We start from the raw sequence: 20006 nt of genomic DNA, 5'->3' as shown, positions 1-20006 counted from the left end.
CTCAGCCCGCGATCGAGGCGCGGCGCAGGTCGCGGGCCTTGGTCAGGATGATGTCCTCAAGCTTCTGCGTGGTCGCGGCCTGCACCGGCGACGAGACCCACTGGCCGTTGCGGTTGACTTCGCGGAGGGCGGCGACGCGCAGCGCATCGGCGCGCAGATCCTGGTCGAGGATCGACACGGTGACCTTCATGCGCTCGGTCGGGGTCTGCGGATTGATGTACCAGTCGGTGACGATCACGCCGCCGTTGGAGTCGGTCTGCAGCAGCGGCATGAAGCCCAGCGTGTCGAGGCTCGCGCGCCACAGATAGCTGTTCACACCGATCGTGGTGATCTTCGACGCGGCGAGATCCGCCTTGGGACGCGCCGATCCGCCGCCGCAAGCGACGAGAGGCAGGGCAAACAGCACGACTGCGATACGCGAGCGGCGGAACATGGGCATCATCCTGGCAAGAAAATCAGCCCTTGCTCTACAGGCGTGCCCGCGCGCCCGCAAGCAGACGCCGGCGTGCGCGACGAGCGTATGCGCGGAGGGCTGGCCCGACCGTGAGAGCAATCGATTCGGTAGCGCTATCGCGGCGATCTGTGTGCTGATTGCAACACTGTCCGACAATTCGGCGACGAAGGGTGGGAATGGGCGGTTCTGCGGCCTTTGCTGTGGATCAATTCATGTTAGATGAGGTTTAACAGGATCCGATTACGGGATTCGAAGGACAGATTCGTTGTGATGACGCGTGGGGGAATAGTTGGGGTGGTTGCCGGGGCGCTTGTCGCCACCGCCGCAATCGTCGCGCCTGCCTTCGGCGCCAGCGAACAGCCCGCCCGGATCGCCAAGCATAACGCCGCTGCGGTCCGCGGTATCGGATCGTTCACTCCCGCCGCCGCCGACCCCCGCCTTGCCGCGATGTTCGCGCGCGGTGGCTTCGACGCTGGCAGCTTCCGCTTCACGCCCGCCGAAACGCGGCAGGACAACCGTGCGGTGACCGTCGCGGTCCGTGCGCAGACCAACCGCGGTGTTGCGAACACGGCCAGCCTCGCTTCGACCACGCCGACCGTCGGTATTGCGCCAATCGCCTACAACCTCGGCATGTCGGTGGGCTGGAAGCGGTTCGCGATCTCGGGCGACGTGAACAAGCTCGATCTCGGCGCAATGCCGGGTGGGCGTGAGGCGGCTGACCTTGCGGTGAGCTACAGCGCCAAGCGGTTCAGCGGGACGGTGAAGGCTGCGGCAGATCGTCCGCTGTCGAGCGCACCACGCCTCGTCGAGGATGCGCCGAGCTATTCGGTCGATCTTGGCGGGTCTTACGCTCTGACGCGTAGCCTCGCGGTGACCGCGGGCGTGCGGTACCGGTCGGACCGCGAGCGCTTCGTAAAGGTCGATGACGACCGCCGCGACAGCCAGGCCGTGTATCTGGGCACCGCCTTCCGCTTCTAGGCGTCAGGCGGAGCGATGCTCGGCTTTCCTTCCCGTCATCCTGACGAACGTCAGGACCCAGAGTTACTGATCGCTGCGTCTCATGGGACTGGATCCTGACTTTCGTCAGGATGACGGCGTATTTTAGGCATCCAGGCGTCTATCGCGGCCCAGCCGTCGAAGCCGAACCGCTGGATGCGCCGCCAGCGCGACTCGGTCATTCCGCCGAGCGCGATCACCGGTATCCCAAGCCCTCGTCCGATTCGTACGGCCTGCGCCGGGCCTATGCTGGCCGTACCTTGGTGCGACCGGGTAACGTGGATCGGCGACACAAATAGAGCATCGGCTCCCGCGCGCGTTCCGGCCAGGGCCTCGACGCGTGAATGCGCGGGCCAAGTTCTGATCCCGCGAGTCCGTGCCCGACCATGCACGCCGTCGGCCGCGATCGTAGAGGCTCCGGCCACCACCACGACCAACTTGCGCGCCTGGGCCAAGCGCATAATCCGCCGCAGCAGCGCACGGCGTTCCCGCGCAGACGTAGCATAATGGCGAAACACCACGCCCGATCCCAGCGGCAATCGCCTTAGCGCGGGCCACAGGGCATCGCCCATCCGCTCGTCGGTCATCAGCCAGCGCGCGGGAATGGGGTTACGACGAGCCACGCCGCTGCCTATAGCGCGCCGCATGATTGCTGACGACACCACCAAATTGCAGGCCATCCGCACCCAGATCGCCAAGGCCGCAGAGATCGCCGATCGCCGGATCACAGACGTGACGCTGATCGCGGTCTCCAAGACGCATCCGGTCGAGGCGATGGAGCCGCTGCTCGCCGAGGGCCAGCGCGTGTTCGGCGAGAACCGCGTGCAGGAAGCGTCCGAGAAATGGCCGGCGTTGCGCGAGAAATATCCCGACGTCGAACTGCACCTGATCGGCCAGCTCCAGTCGAACAAGGCGGCCGAGGCGGTGGCGTTGTTCGACTGCATCCACGCGGTCGATCGCCCGTCGCTGGTCGCCGCGCTGGGCAAGGCGATGGAGGCAAGCGATCGTCGGCCGGACTGTTTCCTCCAGGTCAACATCGGCGACGAGCCGCAAAAGGGCGGCTGCGCAATCGCGGACCTGCCTGCGCTGGTGGAACAGGCGCGCGCCGCCGGTTTGCCGATCGCGGGGCTGATGTGCCTGCCGCCCGCGGACATCGAGCCGGCGCCGTATTTCGCGCTGCTGGCAAAGCTCGCGCGCGATCACGGGCTGACCGGGCTCAGCATGGGCATGTCGGACGATTTCGAGACGGCGGTGACGATCGGCGCGACTCACGTCCGGATCGGCAGCGCGTTGTTCGGTGCGCGGGGGACGGGCGCATGAGCATACCGGTTCGGTTCGACGCACTGCTGTTCGACTTCGACGGCGTGCTGATCGACAGCGAAGCCGTGGGCAACCGGCACATCGCCGAATGGCTGACCGCCGCGGGGCACCCGACCAGCGCTGAAGATTCGATGGCGAACTTTATGGGGCTTGCCGGGCCTCAGTTCATCGACGCGGTCGAACGCTGGATCGACCGGCCTCTCCCCGACGATTTCTACGCCGCGCGCAAAGCTGAAGACGAGCGTGTGATGGCGGCCGGTGTCAATGCGATCGAGGGCGCAGTAGCGTTCGTCCGCTCGCTTCCTGCCGACTTGCCCAAGGCTATCGTCTCGTCGAGCCCGGTTTCGTGGATCGCGCGGCATCTGGAGCATATCGGGCTGCGCGATGCGTTCGGCGACCACCTCTATAGCGGGCGGGAGCATGTGACGAACGGCAAGCCCGCACCCGACCTGTATCTGTTTGGCGCGCGGCAGTTGGGCGTCGATATTGCACGGACAGCGATCCTCGAGGATTCGCCTGTGGGGGCGACTGGGGCGGTAGCGTCAGGCGGCTATGTCATTGGTTTGTCGGCGGGGTCGCATTGCAATGCCGAGCATGGTGCGCGGCTGAAGGCGATCGGTGTTGATGCGCTGGCGGAGAGCTTCGCCGACGTGACCCGGTTGATTGGAAGCATTTGATCGGAGCCTGGGAGTCTCCTGCCTCCTTGTTCTCCCGCGAAGGCGGGAGCCCAGTCTGGGTCCCCGCCTTCGCTGGGAAACAAACTAGACGACGGGCAAGGGTGCTCCGTTCGACCAGCGTGGAGGCGATGGTCGCTTAGCCCGCCCGCTTCCGTCGCCAGATCGCGCCGATACCTGCAACCAGATCATACGGAATCGCCGCCGCTTCCCGCGACCGCATCTTGAGCTGGTACCGCCGGCTCCCGCCATGCGGCACGTGGATGGCGCTCGCGGGCATACCGAGCATCGCGAACAGCATGCGAATGCGGGGCTGGTGGTAGCCGTCGGTGCAGATCATGCACTGCGCATACTGCCCCGCGCGCGCGAACGCGGTCGCGGCGACGACGCTCTGCAACGTATCCACGCTGGCCTCGTCGAGATGGATCCGCGATCGATCGACCGTCTCGGCCAGCACATTCGCCATCACCGACGCTTCCGAGGGCCCGTGCGTCCCCTTGGCGCCTGAGCAGAACAGGTCCGCGTCGACGTAGCGCGCCGCCGCGGCGGCCGCGAACGCTATGCGGCGGGCAAGAGTCGGGCTCGGGCTGCCATCGGGACGAACGGCCGCGCCGAACACCACGATCAGGCGCCTGGAAGGTGGAATGTCGGTCAGAACTGATGACCCGTGCGGTCGCGCTTGGTCGCGAGGTATTGTGCGTTGTGCGGATTGGCGGGCAGGAAGTGCGGCACGCGTTCGATCACCGTGACGCCAGCCGCATCGAGCCCGGCGACCTTGGCGGGGTTGTTGGTCAGCAACCGCACCTCGCGCTGGCCGAGCAGGGTCAGCATCCGTGCCGCCACCCCGAAATCGCGCGCGTCGACCGCAAAGCCGAGCCGCGTGTTCGCGTCGACCGTGTCGAACCCCTGATCCTGCAACGCATAGGCCCGCAGTTTGTTGACCAGCCCGATCCCGCGCCCCTCCTGACGCAGATATAGCAGGATACCCCAGCCGCTATGCTGGATCGCGTGGATCGCGGCGTGCAGTTGTGGCCCGCAGTCACATTTGAGACTGCCCAGCACGTCGCCCGTCAGGCACTCGCTGTGCAGCCGGACGAGCGGCGGCTGTCCGTCGGGCTGGCCGATCAGCAGCGCGATATGCTCGTCCGCGCTCTCGGGACTGCGGAACGCGACGATCTCCGCATCCTCCGCGCCCTCGACGGGGAGGCGTGCGCGCGTTGCGAGCGTCAGGCGGGTCGCATCCTCGTGCGCGTCTATATCAACGGCGCTTATGCTGACTTCGGGCTCGCCGGTGCCGAGGAAGAAGGCGGGGAGCAGTCCGGCAATCCGCGCAAGGCGTAGCGCCGCGGCGGCCGCTTCGGGATCGCTCACCGGGAGCGTGCGGAACGGACCCTTCAACGGAGTCGCCAAGTCGAATTGCGGATCGGCCATCGCGGTGGCCCCGGCGAAGTCGATCCACGGGGCGCGATCGACAAGCACGGGCTCGGTGGGATCCGCTGCCGCAAGCTGGTTCGCAAGCTTCAACGTCGCCGCACGACCCGACGAGATCAGCACGCCGCCATTCGCGTCTGGATCGAACGCTGCCAACCGCTCGGCATCCGCCGTCTCGACCGCGAGCAGGACAAGCCCGTCGATCGCGATCGGCCAGCCACGCCGTAGAGCGTCCACCGCGCGTGCCGCTGCGCGAGGATTACTCAAAACGCGAACTCGGTCATGATCGGGACGTGGTCGGACGGCTTGAGCCAGCTTCGGCAACGTTCATAGACGTGATGAGACACCGCGGCTTCGGCGGCGGCACCGGTTGCCCACATGTGATCGAGCCGGCGGCCACGGTCCGACGCCGCCCAGTCCTTGGCGCGGTAGCTCCACCAGGTGAACAGGCGCGCGGGGGCGGGGTGGAAGCGGCGGCCGAGATCGACCCAGTCGCCGGCCGCCTGCAACTTGCCGAGCGCCTCGACTTCGATCGGCGTGTGGCTGACGACGTCGAGCAACTGCTTGTGGCTCCAGACGTCCGATTCGAGCGGGGCGATGTTGAAGTCGCCAACCAGGATGGTGGGGCCTGGCAGCGTCTCGGACCAGGTCGTCATGCGCTCGATGAAGTCGAGTTTCTGGCCGAACTTGGGGTTCACCTCGCGGTCGGGGACATCGCCGCCGGCGGGGACGTAGACGTTCTCAAGCCGTACGCCGTTCTCCAGCCGGACGCCGATGTGGCGCGCCTCGCTGTTCGCCTGCCAGTCGAAGCGGTCGTCCTCGACGATCGGGACTCGGCTGAGGATCGCGACGCCGTGGTGCATGCGCTGGCCGTGCAGGACGGTGTGCTCGTAACCAAGCGCGCGGAATGCCGCCAAGGGGAAGTCGCCGTCGATGACCTTGGTCTCCTGCAGGCACAGGATGTCGGGCTGCTCGTCGCGCAGAAACTGTTCGACGATGGCGATCCGGAAGCGGACCGAGTTGATGTTCCAGGAGACGATCTTCACGAGCGCGATGTAGCGTTGCGGGGGGGTGGGGACAAGGAACGCTGCTGGGGGTGCGGAAGAAGCAGAAGGTAAGAAGTCGCCATCGGCAAAGCCGCTGTCGTCGACCGGGCTTTGCCCGTCGGCCGCGCTTGAGCGAGTCATGAAGACGCAGTCTTCTTGCCGCTCTACGCGAAAGACCCCCGCTCCGGGGGCATGGAGCGAGGGCCAACTCAGCGTTCGTCACGCAGGCAAGAAATGGGGAAACCATCCGGGCAACAGGGGGAAAAATCCCGAATGCCCCACATCTGCGAGCCACTCTCTAGGGGGCCGAACCTGTCGCTTGCATGAATGACACCGATTTAATGTTACTTTCTTACACCCGTCCGGCGCGGATCGTTCCAGCGGAAGGTATTGTCGCTGACCGCTTCGCCGAACTTCTGGTTGGTCAGGCGAATCGTCGTCCGGTTGTTCTGGCTATCGAGCGCGACCCAGCCCTGCAACATAAGGCCGCCCGGCGCGCCGGCACTGCGGACGAACACCAGCGTGATTCGGCCATATTCCGGGTGCTTCGGATCGTTCGCCTCGACCGACACGATCCGCTGGTCATAGCCGGGGACGAGCTTTGCATAACGCGTGATGTCGCGGGTCGGATCGAGCAGCACGCCCAGCGGCGAGTTCTTGATCGGCCAGCGCTGCACCTGCTTTACCGAATAATCGATGAAGGTCAGCGCGCCGCCCTCCGCGACGATCAGGATCGGCACGCCCTTCTCATACTGAAAACGCAGCTTGCCGGGCTTCTTCAGCGTCAGCACGCCGGTCAGCACCTTGCCGTTGCGATCCGCCTGCGAGAAATTCGCGGTCATCGTCTCGACCGATTGCAGGTGCTTCTGCACGGCGGCCAGGTCACCGGTCGCCTGCGCGGCGATCGGCGAGGGCACGGCGGCGACAGACAGAGCGGCGATCGTCGCGATCACCGCGGGGCGGGTATTGAACATCGAAATCTCCTCAAGGCGCGACCGTTGCCCGCCCGCGCTTGAACCGCCACTGAATTCGGCGGGTTCCGCCAGAGCGTGCCGACTACAGTGTGATCGCACCCTTCAGGCCGAGCACCGCGACGTCGTTCGCGTCGTGTACGCCGCCGGGGTTGTGGACCCACTGCACGTTCGGGCGCAGTTCCAGCCACTTGGTGGGGTGGACGCTGTAATAGATTTCCGACGCGTATTCGGCATCCTGCACCGCGGGCCGCGTTGGGTCGAGTTCCTGGCCCCTTGCCACGCGCCCGTTGACGTTGGTCCGCGCCACGCCGAAGCCGAGGATGTCGTTCGGCCGCCACGGCACCAGCCCCTTGTAGAACAGCCCCGCGGCAATCTGGTTGTCGGTGGTCGAGGTCGCGCGATCGGCTTGCGTCGCGTTGAGGAACACGCTGAGCCCGGTGACCGACTTGCCGTCCTTGGAGGTGCCAGTGACCTGTTGCTGGATGTTGAAATACACCCCGTAGCGCGCGCTGCGGCGGAGCGGTTCGAGCCCGGTGATCGCGATCGGCCGGCGGTTCAGATCGTAGAACACGTCGTCGCCGTTCGACGTGTTGACCCAGCCGCTGACCTTGTACGCGCCGACTCGACCGTCATCATAGCCACGTCGCCATTCGGCCTCGACCGGGATCAGCGCGCCGGTCGCACCGTGGAAATGGCCGATCACGAAGTCGTTATCGAGGTTGCGCGGGTTCACTTCGTAGGCGGCGGTCTTCAGTGTGAGATGATCGTTGACGTCGTAGCGCAGCCGCGCGCCCCATTGGCTGATCGGCCAGTTCTGCCAGTAATCGCCGTTCAGATTGCCCGGCGGCGCACCGCAGAAGCTGAGGTTCTGGAAATAGCACGAGAAGGACGCGAAATCCTCGCCCGGATTGGTCCGGCCGATCTTCAGTTCGAGCTTTTCGCCGAGCATTTGCTCGTACCAGAATTGCGTCAGCCGGACGGTCTGGCCGCGGCCGTACACTTCCTGGACCTGTTGCAGCACGCCAAGGTTGGCGTCCGCACCCAGATCGCGGCCACGGCGGTAGGTGACGGTCGCCTGGAATGCACCGCCCCGCAGCCCGACGACCTTGTCAAGATCAAGCAGCACGCCAACGTCGAACTGACCGGTCTCGCGCAACAGCTTCCGGTCGCCGCCCGAGAAATTATACGCGCTTTCCGAGGCATAGCGCGCGCTGCGTATCCGCGGTCAGCGCAGAGGGCGAGAGATCGCTGTCACGGCGTACGCCGGAACGAGGGCGGTGCTGGGTATCGGTGGCGCTACTGCCGGGGGTCTGCTTGGCGGTATCCTGCGCGGAGACCTGACCGGACATGGCGAGCGCCACCGCTGCCGCTGCACAGAACCGCCGATACCCCATTACGCCCACCTGTTCTTCGTAACTTGTATCAACCCCGTATACCGGGCGTCGGCTGATCGAAACCCTGATGTGAGTGAGTGCGCCCTCTTCCAGTTCTCCCGTGAAGGCGGGAGCCCAGGGTTCCAGACGACATCGGTCTTGGTTCCTGGATCCCCGCGTTCGCGAGGGAACAGCGAGGGCGAACAACCGCGCGGGCAGCGCTAGATCGCATGCCCCTCGGTATCGCGCAGCACTTCGCGGCGGCCGACATGATCGGGGCGACCGACGATGCCGTCCTTCTCCATCCGCTCGATCAACCGTGCGGCCGAGTTGTAGCCGATCCGCAACTGGCGCTGGAGCCACGAGGTCGACGCCTTCTGCGACTCGCACACCAGCTGGATCGCCTGGCGATATTGCTGGTCCTCCGCGGAGTCCTCACCCGTCGGTGAGCCCTCAAGCGCGAAGCTCTCCTCAGGCTCCTCGGTCACCGACGAGATGTAATCCGGCAGCCCCTGCGAGCGCCAGTGATCCGCCACCAGCCGCACTTCGTCATCGGTCACGAACGGCCCGTGGACGCGGACGATGCCCTTGCCGCCGGGCATGTAGAGCATGTCGCCCTTGCCGAGCAGCTGCTCCGCGCCCTGCTCGCCGAGGATGGTGCGCGAATCGATCTTCGACGTGACGTGGAAGCTGATCCGGGTCGGCAAATTGGCCTTGATAACGCCGGTGATGACGTCAACCGACGGCCGCTGCGTCGCCATGATCAGGTGGATGCCCGCCGCGCGGGCCTTCTGCGCGAGCCGCTGGATGAGGAACTCGACCTCCTTGCCCGCGGTCATCATCAGGTCGGCAAGCTCGTCGACGATCACCACGATCTGCGGCAGCACGTCGTATTCGAGCTTCTCTTCCTCGTACATCGGCGCGCCGGTGTCGGGATGATACCCCGTCTGGACCTTGCGCCCGAGCGGCTGACCCTTGGCCTTGGCGCCACGCACCTTGTCGTTGAAACCCGCGAGGCTCCGAACGCCGACGGAGGACATCTGGCGATAGCGATCCTCCATCGTCTCGACCGCCCATTTCAGCGCGCGCACCGCCTTGGCGGGATCGGTGACGACCGGCGACAACAGATGCGGAATGTCGTCGTACATGCTCAGTTCGAGCATCTTCGGATCGATCATGATCATGCGGCACTGGTTCGGCGTCAGCTTGTAGAGCAGCGACAGGATCATGCTGTTCAGCCCGACCGACTTGCCCGAACCGGTCGTGCCCGCGACCAGCAGATGCGGCATCGGCGCGAGATCGGCGATCACCGAATCGCCCGCGATGTTCTTGCCGAGGATGATCGGCAACTGCGCCGACTGATCCTCGAACGTCTGGCTGCCGACGAGTTCGTGCAGACTGACCGCCTCGCGCCGCGCATTCGGCAGCTCGATGCCGATGACGTTGCGCCCCGGGATCACCGCGACGCGTGCCGAAATGGCGGACATGTTGCGCGCGATATCGTCAGCGAGCGCGATCACGCGGCTTGCCTTGATGCCGGGCGCGGGCTCGAGTTCGTACATCGTCACGACCGGGCCCGGCCGGACTTCGATGATCGAGCCCTTGACGTGGAAATCGTCGAGCACGTTCTCCAGCAGCCGTGCGTTGCGCTCGAGCCCCGCCTTGTCGATCACATTGCCCTGGCTCGGCGGCGACGGCGTGAGCAGGTCGAGGCTCGGCAGCGTGAAATTGTCGCGCAGGTCGAGCGACGACTGGCGCTCCTTGGGCTTGGCCTGCGACGGCGCGTTCTGGCGATCGGCGATGACCGGGGCAGGGCGCTGGTCGGGCTCGGCAACCGCCCGGGGCTCGACCGGTTTCCGCGTCAACGTCAGTGGCTCGTTGTCGTCCTCGTCGATCTCCGCGAAGCCGTCATAGCCGAGCGCCTCGGTCCGATTGCGGCGGGGGAGGCGCCATTTGCGCTCGCCGAGATCGATCTCGATGCTCTTGCCCCAGACGATCGCGCCGGCAATCGCCGCGACCAGCCCGATCGCGCGCGCGGACCAGAGTTCGGCGACCGGCTGGCCGATGAAGCTCAACGCCCAATGCACTGCGCTGGAGACCGACAGGCCGATCACGCCGCCCCAGCCGGCGGGGAGCGCGAGCACCGATGTGCCCGATACGAATGCCAGCGCGCTCGCCATCAGCGCGACGCCGATCGCCGCGCCGCGCACCATTCGCAGCCAATGCCCGAGCGGCGCGTCACGCCACAGTCGCATGCCGAGAATCGGTCCGATCGGGAGCAACAGCGCGACCGCGGGTCCGAACAGCGTGAGCGCGATATCGGCGAACCATGCACCCGGCGGCCCGACCAGGTTGGCGGGGTCGCCGCCCGATGCGGTGTTGAGCGCGGGGTCGCTCGGGTGATAGCTCGCCAGCGCCAGCGCCATCAGCAGCGTGCCGACGAACAGCGCGATCGCCGCGATCAGCGCGCCGCTGCGGACGGCACCCGCCTTCACCGTCTCACGCCACAAGGCTGGCTGCGCGCGGCTGGCCATGACCCGTATTCTCCAGTTGCAGTATAATGCGGAAATGCATCGCGCCGGGCGGCCTCAACGTCAAGGTAACCACGCGACAACACGTGTTAAGCTGCGCCCGGATCGTCGTTGGCAGCGACCGGCTACCGGGATACAGCGCGACCATGGACACAGATGTAATCATCCTCGGTGGCGGGCTGGTCGGCGCGACGCTCGCCGTGGCGCTCGACGTGCACGGCATCTCGACGATCGTGATCGACCCCGCCGACCCCGCGGTGACGCTGGCACCCGGCTTCGACGGCCGCGCGTCGGCAGTCGCGAGCGCGAGCCACCGCATGCTCGACGCGATCGGCATCGGCGCGACGCTGGCGGGGCAGGGTTGTGCAATCCGGCAGATTCGGGTCAGCGATGGCCTCGAACCCGGCGCGCTCGATTTCGTCCCCGCCGCGGACGACGGCGCGCTCGGCACGATGTACGAGAACAAGCTGCTCCGCCGCACGCTGTTCGACGCCGCGACCGCCGCGCCGCATGTCGATCTCCGCATGCAGACACGTGCGACGTCGGTCGACCGCGCCGAATCGGGCGTCACCGCCACGCTGGACTCGGGCGACGTCATTCGCGCGCCGCTGTTGATCGCCGCGGAGGGCCGCAACTCGCCGACGCGCGAGGCCTCCGGGATCACGATCGCCCGCTGGTCGTACGAGCACACCGCGATCATCGCCGCGTTTCATCACGAACGGTCGCACGAGGACGTCGCGTACGAGATCTTCTACGCGAGCGGCCCATTCGCGCTGCTCCCGCTCCCCGACGATGCGGATGGTCACCGCTCGGCGATCGTCTGGACCGTCGACGCGAAGAACGCGCCCGGCATGCTCAAGCTAGGCGACCGCGCGTTCCTGGCAGAAGCGGAAAAGAGCATGGGCGGCTTCCTCGGCGCGCTGTCGATGGCGACGCCGCGGTCGAGCTACCCGCTTGGCTTCCACCACGCCGCGCGCATTACCGATCAGCGTCTCGCATTGGTCGGCGACGCCGGCCACGGCATCCACCCGATCGCCGGGCAGGGCCTCAACCTAGGCTTCCGCGACGTCGCGACGCTCGCCGAAGTGCTGGTCGAGGGCAAGCGGCTCGGCCTCGACCTCGGCGACGCGGCACTGCTCGCGCGCTACCAGCGCTGGCGCGGACTCGACACGTTCATGACCGCCGCCGCCACCGACACGCTCACCCGCCTGTTCGGCCTCCCCGGCAAGACCGCCAGCGCGGTGCGTCGTTTCGGCATCAGCGCCGTCAACGCGATCCCGCCGCTGAAAGACCGCTTCATGGCGGAAGCACGCGGTGAATCGGGTGACCTGCCCAAGCTGTTACAGGGCCTCAAGGTCTGAGGCGGGCAATCTGCCTGTCGTGAACGCGGAATAGCAGGAGCAACGCGAGTATGGCGCCAACCAGGCACATCAGCATGTCCCACTGCGTATCCCACGGGTCGCCCTGCGTCCCGAGAAACGCGTCCGCGCCCTGGCCGAGTGCGACGGCGGCGCCGAACTCGATCAGTTCGTACAAGGCGCTGACGGACAGGCAGTAGGCGAGGACGGTGACGATCAGGAGCCGACTGGACGCGATGCTGCCGGTCCGGACAAGGATCTCGCGCAGCACGATCGCGGGCACGAAGCCCTGCATCAGATGGCCGAACCGATCATAGGGATTGCGGGCGAGATGCAGCCAGTCCTGCACCGCGAAACCGATCGGTACGCGCGCATAGGTGTAGGCGCCGCCCAGCATGAGAACGAGGCCGTGGAGCGCGATCAGCACGAGGGCAAGCGTCGTGAACGCGAAGCTGCGTCGCAGAGCGACCAATATGGGAAAGGCGATGAGGACGGGTGCGATCTCCATCGACCACGTCGCGCGGTCGGCGGGGGCCCAGCCGGATGCCACGAGCCCGATCGACCACAGGATTGCCAATATGGGAAGCCGGCGATCGGTCGAGGTCATGATGCGCTTTCGTCGAAGGGCAGGGTCCTTGTAAGGGGCCCTCCTAATCGATCAGCCGGTCTTCAGCCACTGGCGGAGCAGCGCGGTGACTTCGCCGGGACGCTCCATCGGTGCGAGGTGGCCGCAGGAGCGCAGCATGTGAAACCGCGAGCCCTCGATCCGCGCACTCAGCGCGCGTGCGTCGTCGGGGGTGCAGATCAGGTCCCGGTCGCCCACGGCTACCAGCGTCGGGACGTGGATCGCGGCGATCGCCTCGCTGATGTCAGGGCGTGCGAGCAGCGCGCGTTGCTGGCGTTCGAAGACGGTCTGGCCGACGCGCTCCGCCATCGCCTGTGCGGGGCCGGCGACGATCGCGGTCAGGCGCGGGTCGGCGTGTGGTGCGGTGGCGAGCAGGCCCTGGCCGACGACGGTGCGCGGGCGTACCTCCATCGACGCGCGCGTGCCGAACAGCGCGATCCGCTCGATCCGGTCGGGGGCTTGCCGCACCATCTCCATCGCGACGTAGCCGCCGAGGCTGACGCCGGCGACCGCGAACCGCGGCGGTGCGCTGGCGAGAACGCGCGCGGCCATTTCGGACAGCGTGTCGTCCTGCGAGAGGTCGCCGAACTCGACCTGTGCAATACCCGCAAGATCGACGATCTGGCGGGCCCAGAGCTGGCCGTCGCAGCCCATCGCGGGGAGCAGCATCAACGGTGTACGCGGTCGGACCATGCGAAATCTCCGGTAGCGGCGGGTTGCGGGGATGCTCACCTCAGGCGACGAACGGGAAGGCGAGCGCGATCATGCCGACGATCGTCATCACCGCACAGACGGCGATCGCGGGCACGAGCGTGAAGCGCTGGTGATCGGCGAGGTCGATCCCGACCAGGCTGACCAGCAGATAGGTCGACGGCACCAGCGGGCTGAGCAGGTGGACCGGCTGGCCCATCAGCGACGCGCGGGCGATCGCCTCGGGTGCGACGCCGTAATGCGCGCCGGCCTCGGCGAGGATCGGCAGCATCCCGAAATAGAACGCGTCGTTCGAGATGAAGAAGGTGAACGGCATGCTCAGCACCGCGGTGATCGGCGCCATGTACGGCCCGAGCGCGGGCGGGATCACGCCGACCACCGCCTTGCTCATCGCCTCGACCATGCCGGTCCCGCCGAGGATCCCGGTGAAGATACCCGCCGCGAAGATCAGCGAGACGACCGCGAGCACGTTGCCGGCATGCGCGGAGATGCGCTCCTTCTGGTCGGCGACGCCGGGATAGTTGACGATCATCGCGATCGCGAACGCCAGCATCATCAGCACCGACAAGGGGAGAATGCCCCACACCAGCAGCGTCAACAGCGTGATGACGAGGGCTGCGTTGAACCAGATCAGCTTCGGGCGGCGTGCCTCGGGATACTGCGAGACGGCCATGCCGGTGAACTCGGTGTCCGCGGTGATCCCCGCTTCACCCATCCGGACGCGCTCCTTGCGCCCGAAATACACGGCGAGCCCGATCAGGAAGGCGAGGCCGGCGATCATGCCGGGGATCAGCGGCAGGAACAGCGTCGCGGGATCGAGCTTCAGCGCACTCGCCGCGCGCGCGGTCGGCCCGCCCCACGGCGTCAGGTTCATGATCCCGCTCGTCGTCATCAACAGGCAGACGAGGTACAGCCGGTTCATGTTGAAGCGCTTGTAGAGCGGCAGCAGCGCGGCGATCGTGATGATGTATGTGGTGGAACCGTCGCCATCGAGGCTGACGAGCGCGCATAGCACGACCGTCCCGATCAGGATCCGCATCGGATCGCCGTGGACCATCCGGATCAGCCGTCCGACCAGCGGATCGAAGAGGCCCGTGTCGGTCATCGTCGAGAAGAACAGGATCGCGAACAACAGCATGACGCCGGTCGGCGCGAGGTTCTTGATGCCGTCGATCATCATCGGGCCGAGACCCGCGGCCTCGCCCGCGAACACGCCGAAGATCGACGGGATCACGATGAGCGCGACCAGCGGCGTCATCTTCTTGGTCATGATCAACGTCATGAACGTGGCGACCATCAGGAAGCCGAGCAGGGCAAGGTTCATCGCATCGTCCTAGAAAAGGGCGTGAAAAAGGGGGTGGGGGTGGCAGACGTCGCCGCCGTTACTGTCGCGGGAGCCGCCACACGGGCAGCCGCAAGCACCCCGTCATCCTGACGAAAGTCAGGATCCAGGGTTACCGAGCGTGGTCCCTTGTGGCTCTGGATACTGACTTTCGTCAGGATGACGGAGCGGTGGGGCTGGGCCGTCGTGGCAGATCGCATGCTGGCCAGCATCAGAAGGTGACGCCGACGCGGGCGCTGAGGGTCTGGCCGCTGTCGTTGCCGACATAGTCGCCGGCGCGGTTGTCGGTGTTCCACTGGATCGCGTTCACCTGGAAGCGGGTGAAGCTGTTCAGGTACCAGTTGACGCCGACGGTCGCCGCCCAGCCGTCGCCGCCGGTCAGCAGATTGTCGAAATCGAGGCTTTCGTAGCGCGCGGTGAGTTCGATCGCGCCGACGCCGCCGTCGAACGTCGGCTTCAACACCTTGGGCTGGCCGAAGCTGCCGAGCCGCGGGTTGTACGGCGGCAGGTCGCCGGTCAGGAACAGACCGCCCGAGACGCTCCACGCCTTGCTGACGAAATCAGGGCGCCCGCCGTCGAGCCGCGCGTTGCGGCGGCCCGCTTCGCCCATCACCCACAATGGCCCGCGATAGCCGCCGAGCTCGACGCCGTAGCCGGTCGTGCCGGTGCCGCCGATCAGCGGCCCGGTCGATACGCGCAACGCACCGTTGAAGCGGCCGCCGATCACCGTGTTGCGAGTCAGCGTGCCGGCGACCGACGACAGCGATTCGTCGAAGCCCCACGCGCCGATATGCAGCACGCCGGTATCGGACTTGATCGGGTTCCAGTGTGCGCGGCCCAGCACCGTGCGGCTGTCGCCGACGGTCTGCGTGCCGTCGATCCGGTCGCCCGTGATCGTCACCGATGCGTGACCGGTCTTCCAGAAGATGCGCGGCATCACGCCGATGCCGTAGAAGCCACGCTGCGGGATGATCGCGGTGGCGACCGTGGTGCGCTCCAGGAACGGGGTCGAATCCGAGCCGGTCGAGCCTTCGAAGCCGCGATCGTTGAACAGGTGCCCCGCGCGGACGTCGTAATCGAGACCTGGCTTGATCTTGTTGCGCCAGCCGACGAACGCGGTGACGACGTCGACCTCGTTCTCCGAGAAGTCGCTCTCGAACTGGTAGAAGAAGTGCGTGCCGACGCCGCCTTCGAGGCCGAGGCGCAGCGCGCGCATGCCCGTCGTCGTGATGTTGCGGCCGTCGTACTTCGAGCCGAGGCTGGAGCTGACGTCGGTCAGGATGCGGCCGCGCGGCTTGAACGTGTAGACCCCGTCCGCCGAGTGGAAGACGGGCAGGCCGGCGCCCCATTCGGTGGTCACGCCCGACGGATTGTCGCGCGCGGCGACCGCCTGCGCGACGCTGCGATCGGCGGGGCCAGGAGGCGCGAGCTGCGGCGCGAACGGTACCGTGCGGCGCGGTTCGGTGTTCTGCGCGACCGCCTGCGGAGGCGCGACTGCTTGTGGCGGGGCGACCGGAGCAGAGGCCTGCGCGACGGCGGCGTTGTTCTCCAGCCGGTCGAGCCGCGACTTCAGCGCGGCGATCTCGGCGGCCTGCGCACGGACCAGTGCGGCAAGGTCGGCGTCGCTCGGAGTCTGGGCCAGCGCCGGCGTTGCGGCGATCAGCGCGAGTGCGGCGCACCCGGTACGGAAGAGAGTCATTGTTGGGCTCCGGTGGCGAGAATCGCGGTCCAGTCGCGCAGGAAACGTTGGCGCTTGACGCGGTCGAGGTTGACGAGAAGTTGCGGGCCCACGCGGATCGGCCGCGCCTGGGCTTGGGGAAGACGGCGGGCGGGGACGTCGGTGCGAACCGGCCACAGGCTGCGCTTGGCGAGCAGCGACTGGCCCTCGCGCGACAGCAGGAAATCGAGGAACAGCTTCGCCGCCGCCGGGTGCGCGGCCTCGCGTGCGATGAACGCAATCCGCGAGGTGACGATCGTATAGTCCTGAAGGAACGCGACGCCGATGCGGGGATCGGTCCGCGCCCGTTCCACCGCGTACGAGCCGATCACGTTGTACGCGATCGCCTGCCGCCCCTCGGCGACCCCGCGCAGCATCGGCTCGCTGGTCCGCGACAGCACGGGCTTTGTCGCGGCGATCGCCTCGAGCAACGACCGCGTGTCGCGCGTGATCGCGAGATCCTCAGACAGGTACAGATAGCCGACATTCGAGCGCGCCGGATCGAACGTCGTCACGCGCCCAGTCAGGGCGCGCGCATTCTTCCGCAGCCATGTCTCCAGCGCGGCGTGCGTGCGCGGCACCTGAGCGGGCGGCACGAGGCGCTTGTTGTAGACGATCCCGATCGGCTCCGCGGTGACGCCGAAGCCCATGTTCTTCCACACCGACACCGGCGGCAGCGCGGGCTTTTCGGGGCTCGCATAGCCTTGCGCGAAGCCGTCGTTGATCAGCTTCACCTGGAGGTCCATCGCCGACGACCAGACGAGGTCGGCGGACATGCGGCGCGCGCGCGTCTCGGTGACGAAGCGGCGATACATCTCGGTCGAGCCGATGTCCGCGTAGAGCACGGTGACGCCGGGGTAGCGCTTGCGGAACGCGGCGACCACCGGCAGCAATTCGGCGCGGTCGGCATTGCCGTAGATCCGCACCTGGCGTTCGGCGCGCGCATCGCTGATCAACTGGTCGTAGGAACGCGGGTAGCCGGTCGGACGCTGCGCGACGGCGGGAACGGCGGACGCGACGAGGCCGGTGAGCAGCGCGATCCTCAGAAATATATGGGCCATCATCACCTCTCCTCGCCTTCCGCCTCGCTGTTCGGATAGACTGCAGTCGTGGAGTACGAACCGAACCTGTCACCAACCTTTCACGCCGGTCGGGCGAGGGATGAACCGTTTTGCGCATCCTGCTGATCGAGGACGACGCCGCGCTCGCGCGCAGTATCGCGGCATTGTTGCGCGCGGGCGGCAACGCGGTCGACCACGTCGCGACCGGTGAGGAGGCGCTGTCGGTGGTTGCCGGCGAACCCTATGCGCTGGTGATCCTCGATGTCGGGCTGCCCGGGATCGACGGCTTCTCGGTGCTCGAAACGCTGCGGCGGCGCGGCGAGCGGGTGCCGGTGCTGATGCTGACCGCACGCGATGCGCTCGACGACCGCGTGCGCGGGCTCGATCTCGGCGCCGACGATTATCTGCGCAAACCGTTCGAGCCCGAGGAGCTGGAGGCGCGTGTCCGGGCGCTCGGCCGGCGGCGTGGCGGCGATCCGCTGCCGGTGCTCAGCGTCGGTACGCTGACGATCAACCGCTCGACCGGCGACGCGGACATCGCTGGCCGTGCGCTCGACCTGCGTCGGCGCGAACGCGCAGTGCTGGAGGCGCTCGCTACCCGAGCCGGCCGGGTGGTCCCGCGCGCGCTGCTGATCGGCGAGGTGTTCGGGTTCGACGAGCCGGTCGGCGACAACGCGATAGAGGTCCATGTCACGCGGTTGAGGACCAAGCTCGCCCCCGACGGCCCCGGCATCCGCACCGTCCGCGGGGTCGGCTATATGCTCGATGCCGGCTGAGACCGTAGTTACCGATCGGGGCACGCCAGCGCTGCGCACCCGCCTGCTGGTCGCGGTGCTCGGGCCGTTGCTGGCGGCGGCGATCCTGATCGGCGTGGTCGGTGCGACGCTGATCGCCGACGTCGTCCGCCGCACGAATGACCGCGTGCTCGGCGGTGCGCTCGGCGCGATCGCCGAGACGGTGCAGGTCGAACGCGGCGAGGTGACGCTCGACCTTCCGTCCGCCGCGTTCGGGATGCTGGAGAATACCGAACGCGACAACGTCTATTACCGCGTCGCCGTCGGCCCGGACCTGCTCACCGGCTACGCGGATCTGCCAGCGCCCGATCCCGCCACGCTCTCCATCGACGTGCCGCGCTACCGCTTCGCGCGCTACCGCGGCCAGCAGATCCGCATCGCCGAAGTCCGCCGCTCGCTCCCCCGGATCGACAAGCCCGTGATCGTCCAAATCGCCGAGACGCTCGACAACCGCGGTGCGCTCACCCGCCGGCTGATGCTCGCGCTGCTGATCGGCGAATGCGTCCTCGTCGGCGCCGCCGCGCTGCTGCTGCGACCGGCGTTAGGCTGGAGCCTCCGTCCGCTCGCCCGCCTCCGCGACGCGGTGGAGGCACGCGACGAACGCGCGCGTCCCGATTTCTCGCCGCTCGATACCGGCCCGCTCCCCAGCGAACTCCGCCCGCTCGCCGGCGCGTTCGACCGACTCCTCGCGCAGCTCGACACCGCGACCGTCGGCGTGCGCCGCTTCACCGCCGACGCCTCGCACCAGATGCGCACGCCCCTGTCGGTGTTGAAGGTCCAGGTCGCGCTCGCCCGCCGCGGCTCTGGCCCCGAACGCAGCGTCGCGCTCGACGAGATCGCTGACGCGGTGATACGCCTCGAACGCTTGGTGACGCAGTTGCTGGCATTGGCGCGCGCCGAAGAGGCCGGCGTGTCCGCCCCGCTCGAAGCGGTCGACCTGCGCGAAGTGGCGGCCGCGGTCATCACGCGCCAGATCAAAAGCGCGATCGAAGCCGGCATCGACCTGACCATAGAAGGCGACCCCGAGGTTGGCCACGTCGTCCCCGGCCACCGCACGCTGATCTTCGAGATCGTGTCGAACCTGATCGACAACGGCATCCGCTACAACCGGCGCGGCGGCACCGTCTCGGTCAGGCTCCAGACGACGCCATCGCAAACGTCGATCGCGGTCGTCGACGATGGTCCGGGCATCGCGCCCGAGCACCGCGACGCCGCATTCGATCGGTTCGTCCGGCTGGATGCTGCCGGCAGCCCGGAGGGGAGCGGTCTCGGCTTGGCGATCGTGCGCTCGGCGGCGACCCGCCTCAACGCGGACGTCGCATTCGGCGATGCGGACACCGGTACCACGATAATCTTGAGATTCGCGCGCACCAAAGGATGATGATCGCGCCATGCGGATAGGGCGAAGGCGCTGGCATGAAGGATTTGCCGGCGATCGATGATGGATCACGATGACGCTGAACCGTCGTTTCGACGGTGTGTCAGTATCCCAACGATTGGGAAAACTGGAGCGGGCGAAGGGAACTCGCCTACGCCGTTTCGGGCACCATCTTGGGAAGCCTCGGTTGACGCTGTTTCGATCACCTTCGAGCGTTGGTT

Annotated in this window: 20 protein-coding genes; 6 read left to right on the top strand and 14 right to left on the bottom strand. The window is 67.1% G+C overall.

Annotation, left to right across the window (positions count from 1 at the left end):
- Window position 1: 1 nt before the first annotated feature.
- Window positions 2–433: a DUF3576 domain-containing protein gene (locus C8J45_RS16950; protein ID WP_056053843.1), complete on the bottom strand. Its 432-nt coding sequence runs from the start codon at window positions 431–433 to the stop codon at window positions 2–4.
- A 291-nt stretch (window positions 434–724) separates the two neighbouring features.
- Between C8J45_RS16950 and C8J45_RS16945 the strand changes: the two genes are divergently transcribed.
- Window positions 725–1432, top strand: a complete 708-nt coding sequence (locus C8J45_RS16945; RefSeq protein ID WP_181321262.1) for a hypothetical protein — start codon at window positions 725–727, stop codon at window positions 1430–1432.
- Between the two features lie 80 nt (window positions 1433–1512).
- On the opposite strand, the gene C8J45_RS16940 is transcribed toward C8J45_RS16945, so the two are convergent.
- On the bottom strand, window positions 1513–2073 hold the full coding sequence (locus tag C8J45_RS16940) for a thiamine phosphate synthase (RefSeq protein ID WP_308811361.1): 561 nt from the start codon (window positions 2071–2073) through the stop codon (window positions 1513–1515).
- Window positions 2074–2095: 22 nt separating this feature from the next.
- Between C8J45_RS16940 and C8J45_RS16935 the strand changes: the two genes are divergently transcribed.
- Window positions 2096–2770 (top strand): YggS family pyridoxal phosphate-dependent enzyme, encoded by a 675-nt coding sequence (locus C8J45_RS16935; RefSeq protein ID WP_107964293.1) that lies wholly within the window; start codon window positions 2096–2098, stop codon window positions 2768–2770.
- A complete protein-coding gene (locus C8J45_RS16930) occupies window positions 2767–3447 on the top strand; it encodes an HAD family phosphatase (protein ID WP_107964292.1) in 681 nt (226 codons plus the stop codon). The genes C8J45_RS16935 and C8J45_RS16930 overlap by 4 nt, the downstream gene beginning before the upstream one ends.
- A 136-nt stretch (window positions 3448–3583) precedes the next feature.
- Here the strand turns inward: C8J45_RS16930 and C8J45_RS16925 are convergent, their stop codons facing one another.
- The 7 genes from C8J45_RS16925 to C8J45_RS16900 form a co-directional block, all read right to left on the bottom strand.
- Complete coding sequence (locus tag C8J45_RS16925) at window positions 3584–4066, bottom strand: YdcF family protein (RefSeq protein ID WP_181321261.1); 483 nt, start codon at window positions 4064–4066, stop codon at window positions 3584–3586.
- Between the two features lie 29 nt (window positions 4067–4095).
- Entirely contained in the window at window positions 4096–5142 is a 1047-nt protein-coding gene (gene ribA / locus C8J45_RS16920; protein ID WP_107964290.1) for a GTP cyclohydrolase II, read from the bottom strand.
- Complete coding sequence (locus C8J45_RS16915; RefSeq protein WP_107964289.1) at window positions 5139–5921, bottom strand: exodeoxyribonuclease III; 783 nt, start codon at window positions 5919–5921, stop codon at window positions 5139–5141. The genes ribA and C8J45_RS16915 overlap by 4 nt, the downstream gene beginning before the upstream one ends.
- A 344-nt stretch (window positions 5922–6265) precedes the next feature.
- Window positions 6266–6895: an outer membrane lipoprotein carrier protein LolA gene (locus C8J45_RS16910; RefSeq protein WP_107964288.1), complete on the bottom strand. Its 630-nt coding sequence runs from the start codon at window positions 6893–6895 to the stop codon at window positions 6266–6268.
- Window positions 6896–6977: 82 nt separating this feature from the next.
- Window positions 6978–8051 (bottom strand): carbohydrate porin, encoded by a 1074-nt coding sequence (locus tag C8J45_RS16905; protein ID WP_258191512.1) that lies wholly within the window; start codon window positions 8049–8051, stop codon window positions 6978–6980.
- Window positions 8052–8076: 25 nt separating this feature from the next.
- A complete protein-coding gene (locus C8J45_RS18970; protein ID WP_146168640.1) occupies window positions 8077–8289 on the bottom strand; it encodes a hypothetical protein in 213 nt (70 codons plus the stop codon).
- Between the two features lie 200 nt (window positions 8290–8489).
- Window positions 8490–10802: a DNA translocase FtsK gene (locus C8J45_RS16900; RefSeq protein WP_107964286.1), complete on the bottom strand. Its 2313-nt coding sequence runs from the start codon at window positions 10800–10802 to the stop codon at window positions 8490–8492.
- A 143-nt stretch (window positions 10803–10945) separates the two neighbouring features.
- Between C8J45_RS16900 and C8J45_RS16895 the strand changes: the two genes are divergently transcribed.
- Window positions 10946–12160, top strand: coding sequence for a UbiH/UbiF/VisC/COQ6 family ubiquinone biosynthesis hydroxylase (locus tag C8J45_RS16895; protein ID WP_107964333.1), 1215 nt, complete (start codon window positions 10946–10948; stop codon window positions 12158–12160).
- On the opposite strand, the gene C8J45_RS16890 is transcribed toward C8J45_RS16895, so the two are convergent.
- The 5 genes from C8J45_RS16890 to C8J45_RS16870 form a co-directional block, all read right to left on the bottom strand.
- Window positions 12150–12764, bottom strand: a complete 615-nt coding sequence (locus C8J45_RS16890; RefSeq protein ID WP_107964285.1) for a DUF2238 domain-containing protein — start codon at window positions 12762–12764, stop codon at window positions 12150–12152. The genes C8J45_RS16895 and C8J45_RS16890 overlap by 11 nt on opposite strands.
- 51 nt (window positions 12765–12815) lie before the next feature.
- Window positions 12816–13475 (bottom strand): alpha/beta fold hydrolase, encoded by a 660-nt coding sequence (locus C8J45_RS16885; protein WP_107964284.1) that lies wholly within the window; start codon window positions 13473–13475, stop codon window positions 12816–12818.
- A gap of 40 nt (window positions 13476–13515) precedes the next feature.
- On the bottom strand, window positions 13516–14817 hold the full coding sequence (locus tag C8J45_RS16880) for a CitMHS family transporter (RefSeq protein ID WP_107964283.1): 1302 nt from the start codon (window positions 14815–14817) through the stop codon (window positions 13516–13518).
- A gap of 229 nt (window positions 14818–15046) precedes the next feature.
- Window positions 15047–16534: an OprO/OprP family phosphate-selective porin gene (locus tag C8J45_RS16875; protein ID WP_107964282.1), complete on the bottom strand. Its 1488-nt coding sequence runs from the start codon at window positions 16532–16534 to the stop codon at window positions 15047–15049.
- Complete coding sequence (locus tag C8J45_RS16870; RefSeq protein ID WP_107964332.1) at window positions 16531–17613, bottom strand: ABC transporter substrate-binding protein; 1083 nt, start codon at window positions 17611–17613, stop codon at window positions 16531–16533. Before C8J45_RS16870 ends, C8J45_RS16875 begins: the two co-directional genes overlap by 4 nt.
- Window positions 17614–17723: 110 nt before the next feature.
- On the opposite strand from C8J45_RS16870, the gene C8J45_RS16865 reads away from it, so the two are divergent.
- Window positions 17724–18389, top strand: coding sequence for a response regulator transcription factor (locus C8J45_RS16865; RefSeq protein ID WP_200912584.1), 666 nt, complete (start codon window positions 17724–17726; stop codon window positions 18387–18389).
- Entirely contained in the window at window positions 18379–19788 is a 1410-nt protein-coding gene (locus C8J45_RS16860) for a sensor histidine kinase (RefSeq protein ID WP_107964281.1), read from the top strand. Before C8J45_RS16865 ends, C8J45_RS16860 begins: the two co-directional genes overlap by 11 nt.
- The last annotated feature ends 218 nt before the right edge of the window (window positions 19789–20006 follow it).

It is taken from the genome of Sphingomonas sp. PP-CE-3G-477, from assembly GCF_003050745.1.
GTDB lineage: Bacteria > Pseudomonadota > Alphaproteobacteria > Sphingomonadales > Sphingomonadaceae > Sphingomonas.
Note: the sequence above shows the minus strand (reverse complement) of the source record. Positions and strands in the feature narration are given on the sequence as shown.